The following is a 16,782-nucleotide window of genomic DNA, read 5'->3' on the forward strand; positions in this document are numbered from 1 at the left end:
AGAAAAGGATCAAATAAAAATTGAAATAAAAACAGAATATGATTATAGAACCAAGAATGAGAGGATTTATTTGCTTGACAGCCCATCCAACGGGAAGCGAGCAAAATGTTAAAAATCAAATAGAATATATAAAATCAAAAGGAGCAATTGACGGAGCTAAAAAAGTATTAGTTATTGGAGCATCTACAGGTTTCGGACTGGCTTCAAGAATTACAAGTGCTTTTGGTTCTAATGCATCAACAATTGGAGTGTTTTTTGAAAAACCGCCGGTTGAAGGAAAAACGGCTTCTCCAGGTTGGTATAATTCTGCAGCTTTCGAGGCTGAAGCTCATAAAGCTGGTCTTTATGCAAAAAGCATCAATGGAGATGCTTTTTCAAATGAAATTAAAAGAGAGACCTTAGACTTGATTAAGGCTGATTTAGGCCAAGTTGATCTTGTAATCTATAGTTTGGCTTCTCCTGTTCGTACAAACCCGAATACAGGAGTTACGCACCGTTCGGTTTTAAAACCAATCGGACAGACTTTTACTAACAAAACAGTTGATTTCCATACGGGAAAAGTTTCAGAAGTTTCTATTACTCCTGCTAACGAAGAAGATATTGAAAATACAGTTGCCGTAATGGGAGGTGAAGACTGGGCAATGTGGATTGAAGCGTTGAAAAATGAAAACTTACTAGCAGAAGGAGCTGTTACTGTAGCTTATTCTTATATCGGGCCAGCATTGACAGAGGCTGTCTATCGCAAAGGAACAATCGGACGAGCAAAAGACCATTTAGAGGCTACTGCGTTTACGATTTCTGACAGCTTAAAAGAAATTGGAGGTAAAGCCTATGTTTCTGTAAACAAAGCTTTGGTTACTCAGGCAAGTTCTGCAATTCCCGTAATTCCGTTATATATTTCTCTTCTATATAAAATAATGAAAGAAGAAGGAATTCATGAAGGATGTATCGAGCAAATCCAACGTTTGTTTAAAGATAGATTGTACAATGGTTCTGAAGTTCCTGTAGACGAAAAAGGTAGAATCAGAATTGATGATTGGGAAATGCGCGATGACGTTCAGGAAAAAGTAGCGAAACTTTGGTTGGAAGCTACAACCGAGTCATTGCCTGAAATTGGCGATCTTGCAGGTTACAGAAATGATTTCTTGAATTTATTCGGATTTGAATTTGCGGGTGTCGATTATAAAGCAGATACAAACGAAGTAGTAAATATTGAAAGTATTAAGTAATAAAATACGTTAAAAACTTGAAAAAACCATCAATTAATGTTGATGGTTTTTTTTATGAATTAGATTATCTTTGTTAAAATTTTAAAATCTTAAAAATACACCTTAATACGCACATTCTGCTATGATTTTCTCTTTAATTATACCCGTGTATAATCGTCCTGATGAAGTTGATGAACTTTTAGAAAGTTTGACAAAATCAGATTATAATGAAGCATTTGAAATTGTTCTTGTCGAAGACGGCTCAACAATACCTTGTCGTGATGTAGTAATGACCTATCAAGGGAAATTAAATATTTCGTATTATTTTAAAGAGAATTCAGGTCCAGGCGATTCCAGAAATTACGGAATGCAGAAAGCAAGAGGCGATTACTTTATCATTTTCGATTCAGACTGCATTATTCCGCCTAATTATTTGTCTGAAGTGAGAAACGCTCTGAATGAAGAATATGTAGATTGTTTTGGTGGTCCTGATAAAGCTTTGGACAGTTTTTCGGATATTCAGAAAGCCATCAATTTTGCGATGACTTCTTTCCTTACAACAGGCGGGATTCGCGGCGGCTCTGAAAAAATAAATAAATTCCAGCCTCGCAGTTTTAATATGGGGATTTCTAAAAGAGCCTTTGAGGTTTCAAAAGGTTTTGGAAATATACATCCTGGCGAGGATCCAGATTTGTCTATACGTTTATGGAATTTAGGTTTTAAAACACGTCTATTTCAAAAGGCGTATGTTTACCATAAAAGAAGGATTGACTGGGAAAAGTTCTCAATTCAGGTTAAAAAGTTCGGTAAAGCTCGTCCGATCTTAAACAGCTGGTATCCGGAACATAATAAACTTACTTTTTTCTTTCCGACATTTTTCATGCTCGGATTATTATTAGCTTTTTTATTGTTAATTTTCAACATTGATATTTTATTACAATTATATTTTGTATATTTCGTTATAATTTTTCTTACAGCGAGTATCCAGAATAAAAGCATTAAAATAGGATATCTTTCTGTAATAGCAGTTGGAAAACAATTTTATGGTTACGGAACGGGGTTTTTAGAATCGTTTATAAAAATCATTATTTTAAAAAGAAAACCACAAGAGGCTTTTCCTAATATGTTTTTTAAAGTTTAGCATGACAAAAATTATTGGCCTTACGGGTGGAATAGGAAGCGGAAAAACAACTATTGCCCGTTATTTTGAAGAATTAGGTGTTCCTGTATATATTGCAGACGATGGTGCGAAGAAAGTAATGAATTCTGTTTCTGTTATTGAAAAAATAAAAGCAGAATTCGGAGATAGCATTTTTGAAGACAATGTCTTGAACCGTTCAAAACTGGCCGAAATTGTTTTTAATGATAAGGATAAGCTTGCTGTTTTAAATTCGTTGGTGCATCCTGCTGTCAAAGAAGATTTTGAAATCTGGAGAAAACAACACCAAAATTATGACTATGTAATTTATGAAGCCGCAATTTTATTTGAAAGCGGAAGATATAAAGATTGTGATCTTATAATTACAGTAACAGCACCTGAAGAAATAAGAATTGAAAGGGTCATAAAAAGAGATAATACCACAAAGGAACAAGTTCTGAGCAGGATGAAAATGCAGTGGAATGACGAAAAAAGAATTTCTATGAGCAATTTCATGATTAATAACAATAATCTTAAAATTGCTAGAGAAGAAGTTGTTAAAATTCTTAAAATTTTAAATATAAAACAAAATCAGTCTTAAATGTTAATATTTGGTTAATGTATTATTTAGTATATTGTTAAAATATTAATTTTGTTTCGATGAATAAATTATTTTTTAGAATACTTGTTTTACTGATGAGTTTATCCTTGATAGGGATCATTCTGGTACAAGTTTATTGGTTCAATTCATCGTTTAAAAACAACGATGAACAATTTAAATACCACGTTACTCAAGTTATTGGAAATGTTGCTGATAAACTTGAAAAACAAGAATTATATGCCTATGCAGATAAAGCCAACAAGCTTAAGGACAGCATAGGGAAAACACCAAAAAAAGAAGACCTTTTGGAAGTGTTGTTTATTCAGAAAAATAAAAAGACCAACAAAACCATTGTCTATTCCAATACATTAACTTCTGAAGATTATGATATAACAGGCGAACTGTTTAACAAAAAATTCAGTAGTGAACGTTTTAAGAGTTTTAGTTCAAAACGTGTTACGGAAGTTTACAATAACAACAACGGAATTGATAATAATCCATTAGGTCAAAGTATAATACCTGACCTAAAAATTGAAAAATCAGGTAGTCTTGATATTTTGAACAAAATGCAGCAGGAGATTACGCTGAAAGATATTGCAGGAGCGTTGCCTCTTGATGAACGTATCTCGGCACCTAAACTGAATTCTCTACTTAAGAAGGAATTGGAAGAATATGGTGTTAAAACCAAGTTTGAGTTTGGTGTTTTAAACAGTGGCTTAGCTACTAAAATAAAATCGGAAGGGTTTCATTATGATAAAGATGCGAGCTATCAGGTTCCGATTTTTACTGATAACGAAGGAAATAGTAACTATGAATTGTATGTTACATTCCCTCATAAAAAGAAATTTTTGCTGTCAGAATTATTGAGCATTACCATATTGTCAATAATTTTTACATTAATCATAATAGTTGCCTATACAAGTGCGTTAAATCAATTATTACGTCAGAAACATATTTCTGAAATCAAGACTGATTTTATAAATAATATGACGCATGAGTTTAAGACCCCAATCGCAACAATAAACTTAGCACTTGATGCTATTAGAAACCCCAAGATAATTGAAGATAAAGAGAAAGTTTATCGCTATCTTCAAATGATTAGAGACGAAAACAAAAGAATGCACGCTCAAGTCGAAAATGTTCTCAGAATTTCTAAATTAGAAAAAAGAGAGCTTGATATTACTAAAGAACCTACTGTGATTCACGACATTATTGACGATGCAATCGAACATGTAAATTTAATTCTAGAAGACAGACAAGGAACTGTTGTAAAACATTTTAATGCGGCAAGAACAACTTCATTGATAAACGAAGTGCATTTTACAAACGTCTTAGTTAATATTTTAGAAAATGCGATAAAGTATTCACCAGATGCTCCTAAAATCGAAATTTTTACCGAAAATGTAAAAGACATGATTCTGATTAAGGTAAAAGATCATGGTTTAGGAATGAGTAAAGTGGCCCAAAAACGTGTTTTTGAGAAATTTTACCGAGAGCATACAGGAGATTTACACAACGTAAAAGGCCACGGATTAGGACTGGCTTATGTAAAAAGAATAGTTGAAGACCATAACGGTCAAGTATATGTTGAAAGCGAAAAAGGAAAAGGTAGCACCTTTATAATAAAAATACCATTAATAAATTAAAATATGGAAAATAACAAAAGAATACTTTTAGTAGAAGATGACCTAAATTTTGGCGCTGTTCTTAAAGATTATCTAATGTTAAATGACTTTGAAGTTACTTTAGCTAAAAACGGTATGGAAGGTTTCGAGAAGTTCAAGAAAGACGTATATGATTTATGTATTCTAGACGTGATGATGCCTTATAAAGATGGTTATACTTTAGCCAAAGAAATTAGAGAAAAAAATAGTGAAGTGCCAATTATCTTCTTGACAGCTAAGTCTATGAAAGAAGATGTATTGAAAGGATATAAAGCAGGTGCCGACGATTATCTTAATAAACCTTTTGATTCAGAAGTGTTATTAATGAAAATTAAAGCAATAATTCAAAGAAAATCAGCTGATACAAAAGCTGAGCAGGTACAGTTTGAATTTAATATTGGTAAATTCCACCTGAATTCAAAATTGAGATTCCTTACTTTCCAAGATGAAGAGCCTATTAAATTATCTCCAAAAGAAAATGAATTACTTAAGATGTTGATTCTTCATGAAAATGACTTAATGCCAAGAGAATTAGCTTTAACGAAAATTTGGAGAGACGATAACTACTTTACTTCAAGAAGTATGGACGTTTACATTGCTAAATTGAGAAAATATCTTAAAGCAGATGAAGATGTAGAAATCTTGAATATCCATGGTGAAGGTTTCAGATTAGTGGTAAAAAGCAAAGTTTCTGAATAATTAATTCAACAAAAATTATATAAGCTCTGAGAAATCAGGGCTTTTTTTGTGTTTTTTATTTAAATTTTTCACTGCTTTTTTTAAAGGATGAAATCATGGTTAATACTTTGGTTATGAGTTTATTATTTGTTTTGTTTGAATTTTATGTTTGTAATTCTAAAAGTATTTTGATGAATTTTCCTTAAATAAATTTGGAAAATCAAAAAACAATTCACAATATTTGCACACGAAAAAAATAATAACCCTTTAAAAACGAAGAAATAATGTTTGTACTTGCATTGACATCACAAAGCTTCACACCAAACGGATTTGGTGCAGCAGTTCTTCGTGGCTTATTTCAATCTTAGAAATATAATTTATAGATATATAAAAAAGCCCGAAGACATTTAGTTTCGGGCTTTTTTTATTCTAGACACTTCAAAATTTTCCCGGAAAACCGATTTTAGTATTTATCCTTTTGGATAAAATGTTTAGCCTTTCTAGGCTTGAATTTAATGCACGATAATTTTTTTATGGAAAATTATTCGGTAGCGGAGTATGTTTTAAATACTCGCTTTAAAACTGAAAGAAGAAAAAGACGATTAGTTAAAAAAGATTTTGAAAAACAATTGATTCAGTTAAGAAAACTTGAAGTTGAGCTTTGGTACAAGCGCAGAAATTTACCATTAGTTGCTTTAGAAGTTCCTTATCAAAAAGGATGGCAGCGTAATTTCAAATTAAGAGATGATGTTTCAAGATCATCCGAAGCTGCCTTTTACAGAGAATTATTGGAAAAAATAAACACATGGCAGTTCTCTCCTGAAAAATCTTTTAAGAGAAAGAAAAAACGAAAAAGAAGAAATGTGTATGTTGAAAAACTCCAAACTGTAAAAGAATTTTCAGAATGGGAATGGAAAAGTCCAAAACTGGCATTGACAGAAAAGGAAAAAGCGCATTTTTATAGGCGCGAACGCTGGTGCAGTAACTGTAAGAGGTACAAAATTCACTATGTATTCAATGAGCCTTGGCGGTATGTACTTCGTGTAAGCTCTTATATGATAACACATACGAGGATGGTCGATTCAGAGTTGGAAAGTCAGATTCAAATGCTTGAAAATTATATTGTTAATCGTAATCTAAGAGATAAAATTAATAGATTATTATCTGGCAATTCTCATAAATGGAGTTACTATGAAAAAGAAAATCCAAAAGAGATAAGTCCAATTAAAAATAAAAGTCTGCATGTTTTGTATCAGCAATATGCAGACGAAATGATAGAAAATCATGGGAAATAAATTGTCTGGAAAAGACCTGATTAAGTTAGGGTTTCCAAAGAACAATTCAATAAATATCGCCTTAGGGCAAATAAACAGATATAGAAAAAGAGAAAAAAAAGAATCTATTCTGACAGAAGCAAAAGATGTATTGCTTCATCCTGAAAAATATGAAGGAAACGGAACTTGGGGAAAAGTAGCCGAAGGTTTGATTAAGCCAGTCCAAGTGAGAATGCATCAGCTGAGAAATACACGAGCTCCTTTTAGAATTTTTGGAGAAAATGAAATTGATGAACAAGCAAAATTTCAATTGTATGATTCATTGAAACTGCCAATTTCAGTTGCCGGAGCTTTAATGCCGGATGCTCACTCGGGTTATGGACTGCCTATTGGCGGTGTTTTGGCGACCGATAATGCTGTAATTCCGTATGGAGTTGGAGTGGATATCGGATGCCGAATGAGCCTTTCGATTTTTGATTTGCCAGCTTCTCATTTTAAAGGGAAAGAGCATCAGTTGGAAGCAATCTTAAAGGACAATACAAAATTCGGAATGTATGAAACGCATGCTTCTCGTGTAGATCATGAGGTGTTTTACAATAGCGGATTTCAGGATATTCCGTTATTGAAAAATCTTCTTCCAAAAGCTTATAAACAGTTGGGAACATCTGGCGGAGGAAATCATTTTGTGGAATTTGGAATTGCTAGAATTGAGAATCCTGAGAACGAATGGAAATTGGAAAAAGGTGAATATTTTGCTGTCCTTTCGCATAGCGGTTCTCGAGGATTAGGGGCAAATATTGCAAAGCATTATACGTATTTGGCAACAAAACAATGTCCGTTACCCAAAAATGTACAGCATTTGGCTTGGCTGGATTTGAATACCCACGATGGTCAGGAATATTGGCTGGCGATGAATTTAGCTGGTGAATATGCAAAAGCTTGCCATGATGACATTCACAGACGAATTGCCAAGGCGATTGGAAAAAGAGTAGTCGTAACGATTGAAAACCATCACAATTTTGCCTGGAAAGAAATGGTAAACGGTCAGGAATGTATTGTACACAGAAAAGGTGCGACACCAGCTGGAGAAGGACAATTAGGAATTATTCCGGGTTCGATGACTGCTCCAGGTTTTATTGTAAAAGGCAAAGGAAATGCTGAAAGCCTTAATTCAGCTTCACATGGTGCGGGACGTTTGTTTTCGAGAGCCAAATGCAAAAGTACTTTTACGCAAAGCGAAATCAAAAAGGTTTTGAAAGCCAATGATGTCACCTTGATTGGAGGAAATATTGACGAAGCACCAATGGCCTACAAAGACATTACAAAAGTGATGGCAAACCAAAGTGAACTTGTTGAAGTTTTGGGAACTTTTACGCCAAAGATTGTTAGAATGGATCGTTAAAAAACTAAGATTATGGAAAGATTTCAAGATGAAAATAAATGGCTGGGAAATTTTTATAACGAGATTTTCGTGAAATGTCCCAAATGCGAATCTAAAGGAGTTTTGAAAGAAATTCCTAGAAATTGTGAATGCGGAAAATGTACTACAATGACTTTTGAATGCAAATCCTGCTTTCATAAGATTGACGAACCAGTTTATCAATACAAAGCACTTGGAAAGCATTTCTGTGGTAATTGTTATGAAAAATTTGATTATGAGTCTCAGATTTTTAAAGAAAGACCAGAAATGTATCAGGTTAAATGTCCGCATTGCAGTTTTAACGAGGAAATAAAACCTTCGATTTTGAGAACTAGAAAAGAACCGCAAAAAGATGGTTTGGTAAGAGAACCTTGGCACAATTTGCAGCTTTGGTTTCAAAAAGAAGTCAAAGGAAACGTTTTTTGGGTTTACAATCAGGAACATTTAGGGTACTTGGAAAAATACATTAAAGCTGATTTAAGAGAGAGAAATAATAATGGAAGCGGTAATGGAACAATGGTTTCACGACTTCCAAAATTTATTAAAGAAGCAAAAAATAGAGAAAAGCTTCTTAAAATATTAGAAAAATGGAAAGAATAATTCAGATAACAGCGGGTCGCGGCCCTGCAGAATGCACTTGGGTTGTCGCTCAAGTGCTTAAAAAAGTTTTGGATGAAGCGGACGAACAGGATTTAGAAACAGTTTTACTGCAAAGAGAAGCCGGACAAGAAAATGGAACTGTAGAGACCGCATCAATTGCTGTAAAAGGACAAAATGCTGATCAGTTTGTGAAATCTTGGGTTGGAACGATTCAGTGGATTGGCCAGAGCCAGTTTAGGAAAATGCACAAACGCAAGAATTGGTTTATTGGGATTTTTGAAATTGAACAGCAAAAAAATGCATCAGTTTCAGAAAATGATATTCAATATCAGGCAATGCGAAGTTCTGGAGCTGGCGGTCAGCATGTCAATAAAGTGAGTTCTGCAATTCGGGCAACACATATTCCGACTGGAATTGCGGTTGTTTCTATGGACAGCCGTTCGCAGCATCAAAACAAAAAACTGGCAACAGAAAGATTATTAAAAAAACTAGAAGACGAAAAGCTAGTTCAACTTAAAAATCACGTAGGAAAACAATGGGAAAATCAGCTCAATGTAGCCCGTGGCAATCCGGTAAGAGTTTTTACAGGAAGTGATTTTAAAAAGAACAAAGTAGAGAAAAGTTACAAAGGAACTCGTCAGAAACTAAAAAACGATTTACGCAATGAAAACAACTGATAAATATCTTTTTCAAGCCTTGGATAATTATCCGTTTTGGTTGGAAGGAACTATAGAATCTTTAGATTATGCTTTTTCATATGATGATAAAAATACAATGGTTTTATGTTTGTATGGAAGAATTCAGGCAGAGCAATTGATGAATTACGAAGAGGCAAAATCTTATTTTCAGCAAGCTTTAGCGATTAATATTCATGCGCTTGAAGTATATCCGTATTATTTGAAAACGTTGATTTTAAATGAAGATTACGAAGAAGCTCAGAAATTGATTGATTTTTCGTTGACAGTAAAAGGAATCAACAAATCTGAGATTTATGTCAAAAAAGCAATTCTTTTGGAAGCGCAGAGCGAATTTAAAAAAGCATTGAAAGAAATTAAAAATGCAAAACTTAATTTGTTGCAATTTAATTATGAATCCGATATTGACGATGTAGAAAAAAGGATTAAAGAAAAAATTGATTTGCTTAAGAAGAAAGATAAGAAATCTAAGAAAGGTTCTAAAAAGAAATCGAAATGATTATGATAAAAAAAGATGCAAATTTTGCATCTTTTTTTATTTATTAAGCTTTCCTGCAAGGTTTCCAAAACCTTGTAGGTATTTCTTTTGATCTATTAAAAAATATTAAAACCTAAATAACAAACCTACAAGGTTTTGGAAACCTTGCAGGAGAGTACATGGGGTTTATTTCCAGTGCAATTCCAAAGCAAAACAGGTTTTTTCGTCTTTTGTAATGCTGAATGTTGCTGTTGTATGATTGTCGTCTTCGCTTTCGTGAATTATAACATTATCTTGTAATGAAAGTTCTTTCATGAAATTCATTTCGAAACTTTTAACTTCTTGCTTTATGATTCTTTTTGGGTCAACATGATCCAGACACCATTCTAGGTATTTCACGTTATTTACGTGATTTACTATATCTAAATCGGATAAGTAGACAGTTTTTTCAAAAACGGCTTCTTTGTCATGATTAAGATTGATTTTTGAAAAGCCTTCTTCTGTTGCTCTTTTTTCAGGAAACAATTCGAAGTGTTCAAAAGGCAGTGCTAAAGCTTCTGGACGACGTGCTTTGGTATTAAAAACCGCCCAGTAAGTCTCGCTTCCGACGATTTTTTTTCCGTTAACATACATTTCTAATGCACGAACAGAACGTGAATTTTCTAAACTGTTAATCCATGTTTTTACCGTTACAACATCCTGCCATTTTGGTAAAGCACTTATTTCTACACGCATACGACTCAAAACCCAAGCTTGATCAAATTCTTGCATATCAGTAAAACTGATGCCGCCGACTTCTGAATGTGCCGCGGCGGTCAATTGCAGCAGATTGCATAAATCAGTATATTTCAAGTACCCGTTTGGTGTACATTGCGTAAAATTAATTTCCCAGTCTTTGCTTAAAACTGATGTGAAGTTGGGAGATATTGGCATTCTTGCTTTTTAGATTTTAGATTGTTGATTTTAGATTTTTATCTCAGAAAATAGAAAATAGAAAATAGAAAAATAGATTTTATTTGATATGGGTTTCTATGTGATCTATGATTTCTTTTCTATCTGTTGCGTAATCGAACCATGTTGTATTTTCGTTTCGTTTAAACCACGTTAATTGCCTTTTGGAGAATCTTCGGGTGTTTTTCTTGATTTCTTCTATGGCAAAAGGCAGGGTGAATTCTCCGTCAAAATAACTAAATAATTCTCTATAACCGACGGTTTGGAGCGCATTTAACGATTTGTTGGGATAAAGCGCTTCGGCTTCTTTTAATAATCCTTCATTCATCATGATATCGACACGCTGGTTGATTCTGCTGTAAATTATTTCTCTGTCGGCATCTAAACCAATAAGGATAGGAGTGAAGTTTCTGCTGTTCTTTTTTAGATTTAAAAAAGAAGAATACGGCTTTTGCGAGCCAATGCAGACTTCGACAAAACGCATCATTCGCTGCGGATTTTGCAAGGTCTGCGGATTTTCGATTGTTATTTTTTGATAATAATCTGGGTCCAGATTTTTTAATTGTTCTTGGAGATATTCAATTCCTAGTTTTTCGTAGTTTGAATTTACCTCAGTACGAATTTCTGGAGCTATTTCAGGAAATTCATCAAAGCCTTTTAAAATTGCATCAACATATAAACCTGAACCGCCAATCAAGATGGCAAAATCGTTAGTTTGATATAATTCTTCAAGCTTAGAAAGTGCTTCTTTTTCGTAATCGCCTACAGTGTAGTTTTCGAAAATCGATTTGTTTTGAATAAAATGATGTTTGGCGGCGGCGAGTTCTTGCTGGCTTGGAACAGCTGTTCCGATAGTCATTTCTTTAAAAAACTGACGGCTGTCACAAGAAACGATTTCGCAATTAAAATGTTTTGCCAATTCGATACTTAAAGCGGTTTTGCCTATGGCTGTTGGTCCGACGATGGTGATTAGGTGCTTCATATTTTTTTAGCCCGGATGGAAATGAAAACCCCGGACTTATATTTGTTTGTTTTTTTTGGCGTAAAAGAGCGACCAGCGGAAGCTCCTTTTATGACTTTAAAAAACAACAAAGATAAGGAGGAGTTGCAATGTACAGCCGGATTAGCTTCTAAAATTAATTATTGGACAATTCGGTTCCGCATTCGTAGCAATATTTAGCACTGTCAAAGTGAACCTGCGCTTGACAATTTCTGCAGGTTTTTTTAGTGTTTACGGCATTGTTTTTCAGGCTTTTTTTGGCAAATTCGGCTGTTACGATTCCAGTTGGAACGGCTATGATTCCGTAACCTAAAATCATTACAAGTGCTGCAATAAACTGGCCGAGAGGGGTTTGTGGAGAAATGTCTCCGTAACCCACAGTTGTCAGGGTTACAATTGTCCAATAAATGGCCATCGGAATACTTGTAAATCCAGATTCTTTGCCTTCGACTAAATACATTATCGACCCAATGATAATGGTGCTGACCAAGACGAAATAAATAAAAACGAGAATTTTTTCTTTGCTGGCATCAATAGCTTCTTTCAGTTGCATGGATTGATGCGAAATCTGCGGAAGATGCAGAATTTTAAATAATCGAAGAAACCTAAGTGCTCTAACAATTGATAAAATACTTGCCCCTGGGAAAAATATCGATAAATACATTGGCAAAACGGCCAATAAATCAATTATTCCGTAGAAACTGAAAATGTATTTGATGGGTTTTTGAATGGAAATGATTCTTAAGATATATTCGATAGTAAAGAATATAGTGATGATCCATTCGCAGACCCATAATTGAGAATGGTATTTTGAACTGATTCCCTCAACGGTGTCGAGCATTATCAATAAAACACTTAATAATATTAAGCCTAAAAGAACCAAATCGAACATTCGTCCTAAAATGGTATTGGTGCCATAAAGGATGATTTTGACTTTTTCTCTAAAGAGTTCGTATTGTGATTTTTTCTTTTTCATATCTTAAAGATAATCAAAGTTTTGTTTGTTAAAAATGAAGAATTTTGAGTGATTTGCTTTTTCGGATGTAATTCTGGATAATATTTTTTACATCACGGTTGTGCTGCATCGGAATCAAGATGTTTTTTAGTATTTCGATGTTTGTGATTTGGTAATTTAAATCATAATAAGCATAACCCTTATAGACGCCGTTTTCGATTAAAATAGCGCTTCTTTCGTTTACAGTTCGTCCTTTGTCCATCAAAATCATGCTTTTGTTCTCAAAACTGTTTTCGCTGATAAACTGCTGTACACGAGCATTGTATTCTTCAGGAGTTATTTTCCCTATACAAGCCCCATCACATTCTTTTATTTTATATTGAAAACATTCTTTTTTGGTATCGTACAATCCTGTTAGTTTTTGGCACAATTGATATTTTGCCGTAAACATGAAAAGCGCATTTTTTCCTTCTTGCAATGATGCGTACGAAAGAATTTCTTTTTTTCGTCCATCAGCTTTTTCTAGTTTTAGGTTGATGTAGCCATTGTTGTCTTTTTCAGCATAAATAGCAAATGGGAAAATGGTTTTTCGCTGCGAACGGTTATATCTAGGCCTGTTTAGTTTGATTTCCTGGCTTTCTTTCAAAAGACCAATTAATTCGCTACCAGTTTCGTCATACGTTATCGTAAAAACTTCTGCCTGTATTCTTTTGCTTTTTTTGTTGGTCGAAGTAAAATGCTGATTGATTCTTTTTTTGATGTTTCGGCTTTTGCCAATGTAAATTAAGGCACCGCTTTCGTTATGGATGTAATAAATACCGGTTTTAGAAGGCATTTGTCCTAAAAGGTCGAGTAATTTTGGAGCAATGCCTTTTTCGATTTCCAGCTTGATAAAATCTTTAACAATCGTTTTTTCAAGATCTTTTTCTAAAAGCATTTTGAATAGCTTTACCGTAGCCATGGCGTCTCCGCTGGCGCGATGACGGTCGGCCATTGGTATTCCGAGTGCACGGACCAATTTACCTAAACTATACGAAGTCTGTTCTGGAATAAGCTTTTTTGCCAATTCTACGGTGCAAAGCGTTTTGGCTTCAAAATCGTAGCCCAAGCGTCTAAATTCTGTTCGAAGAATTCGGTAATCAAAAGAGGCGTTGTGTGCGACAATAATGCAGTCTGAGGTGATTTCGATAATGCGTTTTGCGACTTCATAAAATTTGGGAGCCGAACGCAGCATAGCATTGTTGATTCCGGTTAGTTTGACTACGAAGGGCTGAATCGGAATTTCGGGATTAACCAAGCTAATAAACTGGTCAACTACTTCATGACCATCAAATTTATAAATGGCAATTTCGGTAATTCCTTCTTCATTAAATTGTCCCCCAGTGGTTTCTATGTCGAGTATTGCGTACAAATTAAGTGTTCAGTCTCAGTTTTTAGTATTCAGTTTTTTGTAAAGACGTACTCCAATGCGTCTTTACGGCAGGTATTAACGACCGCCAAAAATGCTGCTTCCAATTCTTACCATTGTGCTTCCGCATTCTATTGCTAGTTTATAATCTCCGGACATTCCCATTGAAATTGTAGAGACGCACTGCAGTGCGTCTTTACCATATCCGTCAATATTTTTTAATGAGTCAAAAATCGTTTTTAAATGGGTAAATTCTTTTTTAATCTGGTTTTGGTCTTCGGTAAAAGTTGCCATTCCCATCAAACCTAAGATACGAATATTTTTCAATTCTGTAAACTCTACAGAAGTTAAAAGTTCGTTTAATTCTTTTTCGTCTAAACCAAATTTCGATTCTTCTTCGGCAATATATATTTGAAGAAGGCAATCTATTGTTCTGTTGTTCTTTAAAGCCTGTTTGTTGATTTCCTGCAATAATTTCAAACTGTCAACACCGTGAATCAAAGTTACGTACGGAGCCATAAATTTGACTTTATTGGACTGAACATGACCAATCATGTGCCATTGAATGTCTTTTGGCATTTGTTCCCATTTTTCGGTCATTTCCTGAATTTTGTTTTCTCCAAAAATACGCTGACCAGCTTCGTAAGCCTGCATCAAGTCTGAAACAGGTTTTGTTTTTGAAACGGCAACTAGAGTTACGTGTTCAGGTAAAGTATCTTTAATTGTATTTAAATTCAATTGAATCGACATAACATTTCTTTTATAAAAACTGTTTTGAAACTTTTTCAGCTTTTTTGCTTTCGCTGTAATCGTAAAAACCTTCACCAGATTTTACGCCTAGTTTTCCAGCTCTCACCATATTTACTAAAAGTGGGCAAGGAGCGTATTTAGGATTTTTGAATCCGTCGTACATTACATTTAAGATGGCAAGACAAACATCAAGACCAATAAAATCAGCCAATTGAAGTGGTCCCATCGGGTGTCCCATTCCTAATTTCATTACCGTGTCAATTTCATAAACACCTCCAACACCATTATATAACGTTTCAATTGCCTCGTTTAGCATAGGCATCAAAATTCTGTTTGCTACGAAACCCGGATAATCGTTTACTTCTACAGGAACTTTACCTAGTTTCTCCGATAATTTCATGATGATTTCGGTTACTTCATCGCTGGTATTATAACCGCGAATGATTTCAACCAATTTCATAATCGGCACCGGATTCATAAAATGCATTCCAATAACACGTTCAGGATGAGCAACAACAGAGCCGATTTGCGTTATCGAAATAGAAGAAGTATTGGTCGCTAAGATTGTATTATGAGAGCAAGCTTCATTTAACTGTTTAAAAATATTCAGTTTGAGCTCAAGATTTTCTGTGGCAGCTTCTACGACTAAATCGACACCCACAACACCATCTTTTATATCGGTATAAGTAATAATATTGGTAATTGTTTTGGCAACATCTTCCTGAGTGATAGTTCCTTTAGATAGCATTCGATCTAAATTGGCAGCGATTGTTGCCATTCCCTTATCCAATGATTTTTCAGAAATGTCGATTAATTTTACAGTAAATCCGCTTTGCGCGAAAGTATGGGCAATTCCGTTACCCATTGTTCCTGCTCCAATAACAGCTATTGTTTTCATACTTTGATAGATATTTTTTTATGATTTAGCCACGAATTCACCAATTAAATAGTGAATTCGTGGCTAATTTATTTTTTTGAAGTTTACTTATTTATTGAAACAGTCAATAATCTGATATGCCACTCGTAATGCATCTGTTGCTTGTTCCAATGTTACTACAGGAGTTGTATTGTTGTTGATTGCATCGGCAAATGAGTTTAGTTCGTCTAAAATCGCATTGTTTTGTTCAACGTCTGGATTTGTAAAGTAGATTTGTTTTTTTACGCCTTCAGCATTTTGAAGAATCATGTCAAAATCTCCGGGAACTTCTGGTGCATCTTTCATACGAACGACTTCGCATTTTTTCTCTAAAAAGTCTACAGAGATATAAGCATCTTTTTGAAAGAAACGTGATTTGCGCATATTTTTCAGTGAAATTCTGCTCGCCGTTAAGTTTGCCACGCATCCGTTTTCGAATTCAATTCTAGCGTTGGCGATATCCGGAGTTTCGCTGATAACCGAAACACCGCTTGCATTGATGCTTTTTACTTTAGATTTTACAACGCTTAAAATAGCATCGATATCATGAATCATTAAATCCAGAACCACAGGAACATCAGTTCCACGCGGGTTAAACTCCGCCAAACGATGCGTTTCTATAAACATCGGATTCTCAATCATTTCTTTTGTGGCGATAAAAGCGGGATTAAAACGCTCTACATGACCCACTTGTCCTTTTACGTTGTATTCTTTAGCTAAAGCAATAATTTCTTCAGCTTCTTCTACCCTATTAGCAATTGGTTTTTCAATAAAGATATGTTTTCCTGATTTGATGGCAACTTTAGCGCATTTATAGTGTGAAAGCGTTGGAGTTACAATGTCGATCACGTCGACAGCGTGAATGAGTTTTGCAATTGTACTGAAGTTCTTATAGCCAAATTCTTTTGAGATTCTTTCGGCATTTTCTTGATTTTCGTCGTAAAATCCAACTAATTCGTATTTGTCAGATTGTTGTAATAATCGTAAATGTATTTTACCAAGATGACCAGCACCTAAAACTCCTACTTTTAACATGAGAATGTATT

17 protein-coding genes are annotated in these 16,782 nt (G+C 34.4%); 10 read left to right on the top strand and 7 right to left on the bottom strand.

Translation table 11 applies throughout. From position 1 onward, the window contains the following. The first annotated feature begins 38 nt into the window (after positions 1-38). From fabV to E0W73_RS01900, 10 genes are all read left to right on the top strand, one after another. Positions 39-1,229: an enoyl-ACP reductase FabV gene (fabV, locus tag E0W73_RS01855; protein ID WP_135220383.1), complete on the top strand. Its 1,191-nt coding sequence runs from the start codon at positions 39-41 to the stop codon at positions 1,227-1,229. Positions 1,230-1,350: 121 nt separating this feature from the next. After that, on the top strand, positions 1,351-2,349 hold the full coding sequence (locus E0W73_RS01860; RefSeq protein WP_135220384.1) for a glycosyltransferase: 999 nt from the start codon (positions 1,351-1,353) through the stop codon (positions 2,347-2,349). 1 nt (position 2,350) lies between these two features. Beyond that, positions 2,351-2,947 carry a dephospho-CoA kinase gene (gene coaE / locus E0W73_RS01865; RefSeq protein WP_135220385.1) on the top strand — a complete coding sequence of 199 codons (597 nt, stop codon included), beginning with the start codon at positions 2,351-2,353 and terminating at the stop codon, positions 2,945-2,947. A gap of 59 nt (positions 2,948-3,006) precedes the next feature. Then, on the top strand, positions 3,007-4,593 hold the full coding sequence (locus tag E0W73_RS01870) for a sensor histidine kinase (protein WP_135220386.1): 1,587 nt from the start codon (positions 3,007-3,009) through the stop codon (positions 4,591-4,593). 3 nt (positions 4,594-4,596) lie between these two features. Then, positions 4,597-5,310, top strand: a complete 714-nt coding sequence (locus tag E0W73_RS01875; RefSeq protein WP_135220387.1) for a response regulator transcription factor — start codon at positions 4,597-4,599, stop codon at positions 5,308-5,310. Positions 5,311-5,822: 512 nt separating this feature from the next. Continuing rightward, a complete protein-coding gene (locus E0W73_RS01880) occupies positions 5,823-6,584 on the top strand; it encodes a hypothetical protein (protein ID WP_135220388.1) in 762 nt (253 codons plus the stop codon). Continuing rightward, positions 6,574-7,965, top strand: coding sequence for an RtcB family protein (locus tag E0W73_RS01885; RefSeq protein WP_135220389.1), 1,392 nt, complete (start codon positions 6,574-6,576; stop codon positions 7,963-7,965). The genes E0W73_RS01880 and E0W73_RS01885 overlap by 11 nt, the downstream gene beginning before the upstream one ends. A 12-nt stretch (positions 7,966-7,977) precedes the next feature. After that, positions 7,978-8,583, top strand: coding sequence for a hypothetical protein (locus E0W73_RS01890; RefSeq protein ID WP_135220390.1), 606 nt, complete (start codon positions 7,978-7,980; stop codon positions 8,581-8,583). Beyond that, entirely contained in the window at positions 8,571-9,260 is a 690-nt protein-coding gene (gene prfH, locus E0W73_RS01895) for a peptide chain release factor H (protein ID WP_135220391.1), read from the top strand. Before E0W73_RS01890 ends, prfH begins: the two co-directional genes overlap by 13 nt. Continuing rightward, complete coding sequence (locus tag E0W73_RS01900) at positions 9,247-9,777, top strand: hypothetical protein (protein WP_135220392.1); 531 nt, start codon at positions 9,247-9,249, stop codon at positions 9,775-9,777. The genes prfH and E0W73_RS01900 overlap by 14 nt, the downstream gene beginning before the upstream one ends. A gap of 165 nt (positions 9,778-9,942) precedes the next feature. On the opposite strand, the gene E0W73_RS01905 is transcribed toward E0W73_RS01900, so the two are convergent. The 7 genes from E0W73_RS01905 to E0W73_RS01935 form a co-directional block, all read right to left on the bottom strand. Continuing rightward, complete coding sequence (locus E0W73_RS01905) at positions 9,943-10,689, bottom strand: acyl-[acyl-carrier-protein] thioesterase (protein ID WP_135220393.1); 747 nt, start codon at positions 10,687-10,689, stop codon at positions 9,943-9,945. A gap of 79 nt (positions 10,690-10,768) precedes the next feature. Further along, positions 10,769-11,689, bottom strand: coding sequence for a tRNA (adenosine(37)-N6)-dimethylallyltransferase MiaA (miaA, locus tag E0W73_RS01910; RefSeq protein ID WP_135220394.1), 921 nt, complete (start codon positions 11,687-11,689; stop codon positions 10,769-10,771). Positions 11,690-11,843: 154 nt separating this feature from the next. Further along, complete coding sequence (locus E0W73_RS01915) at positions 11,844-12,683, bottom strand: ion transporter (RefSeq protein ID WP_135220395.1); 840 nt, start codon at positions 12,681-12,683, stop codon at positions 11,844-11,846. Between the two features lie 28 nt (positions 12,684-12,711). Then, positions 12,712-14,073 (bottom strand): exonuclease domain-containing protein, encoded by a 1,362-nt coding sequence (locus tag E0W73_RS01920; protein WP_135220396.1) that lies wholly within the window; start codon positions 14,071-14,073, stop codon positions 12,712-12,714. Between the two features lie 75 nt (positions 14,074-14,148). After that, complete coding sequence (locus tag E0W73_RS01925; RefSeq protein WP_135220397.1) at positions 14,149-14,820, bottom strand: YggS family pyridoxal phosphate-dependent enzyme; 672 nt, start codon at positions 14,818-14,820, stop codon at positions 14,149-14,151. Positions 14,821-14,830: 10 nt separating this feature from the next. Continuing rightward, positions 14,831-15,718: a 3-hydroxyacyl-CoA dehydrogenase family protein gene (locus E0W73_RS01930; RefSeq protein ID WP_135220398.1), complete on the bottom strand. Its 888-nt coding sequence runs from the start codon at positions 15,716-15,718 to the stop codon at positions 14,831-14,833. An 87-nt stretch (positions 15,719-15,805) separates the two neighbouring features. After that, positions 15,806-16,771, bottom strand: coding sequence for a Gfo/Idh/MocA family protein (locus E0W73_RS01935; protein ID WP_135220399.1), 966 nt, complete (start codon positions 16,769-16,771; stop codon positions 15,806-15,808). Between the last annotated feature and the right edge of the window lie 11 nt (positions 16,772-16,782).

The organism is Flavobacterium foetidum, from assembly GCF_004634245.1.
GTDB classification, from domain to species: domain Bacteria; phylum Bacteroidota; class Bacteroidia; order Flavobacteriales; family Flavobacteriaceae; genus Flavobacterium; species Flavobacterium foetidum.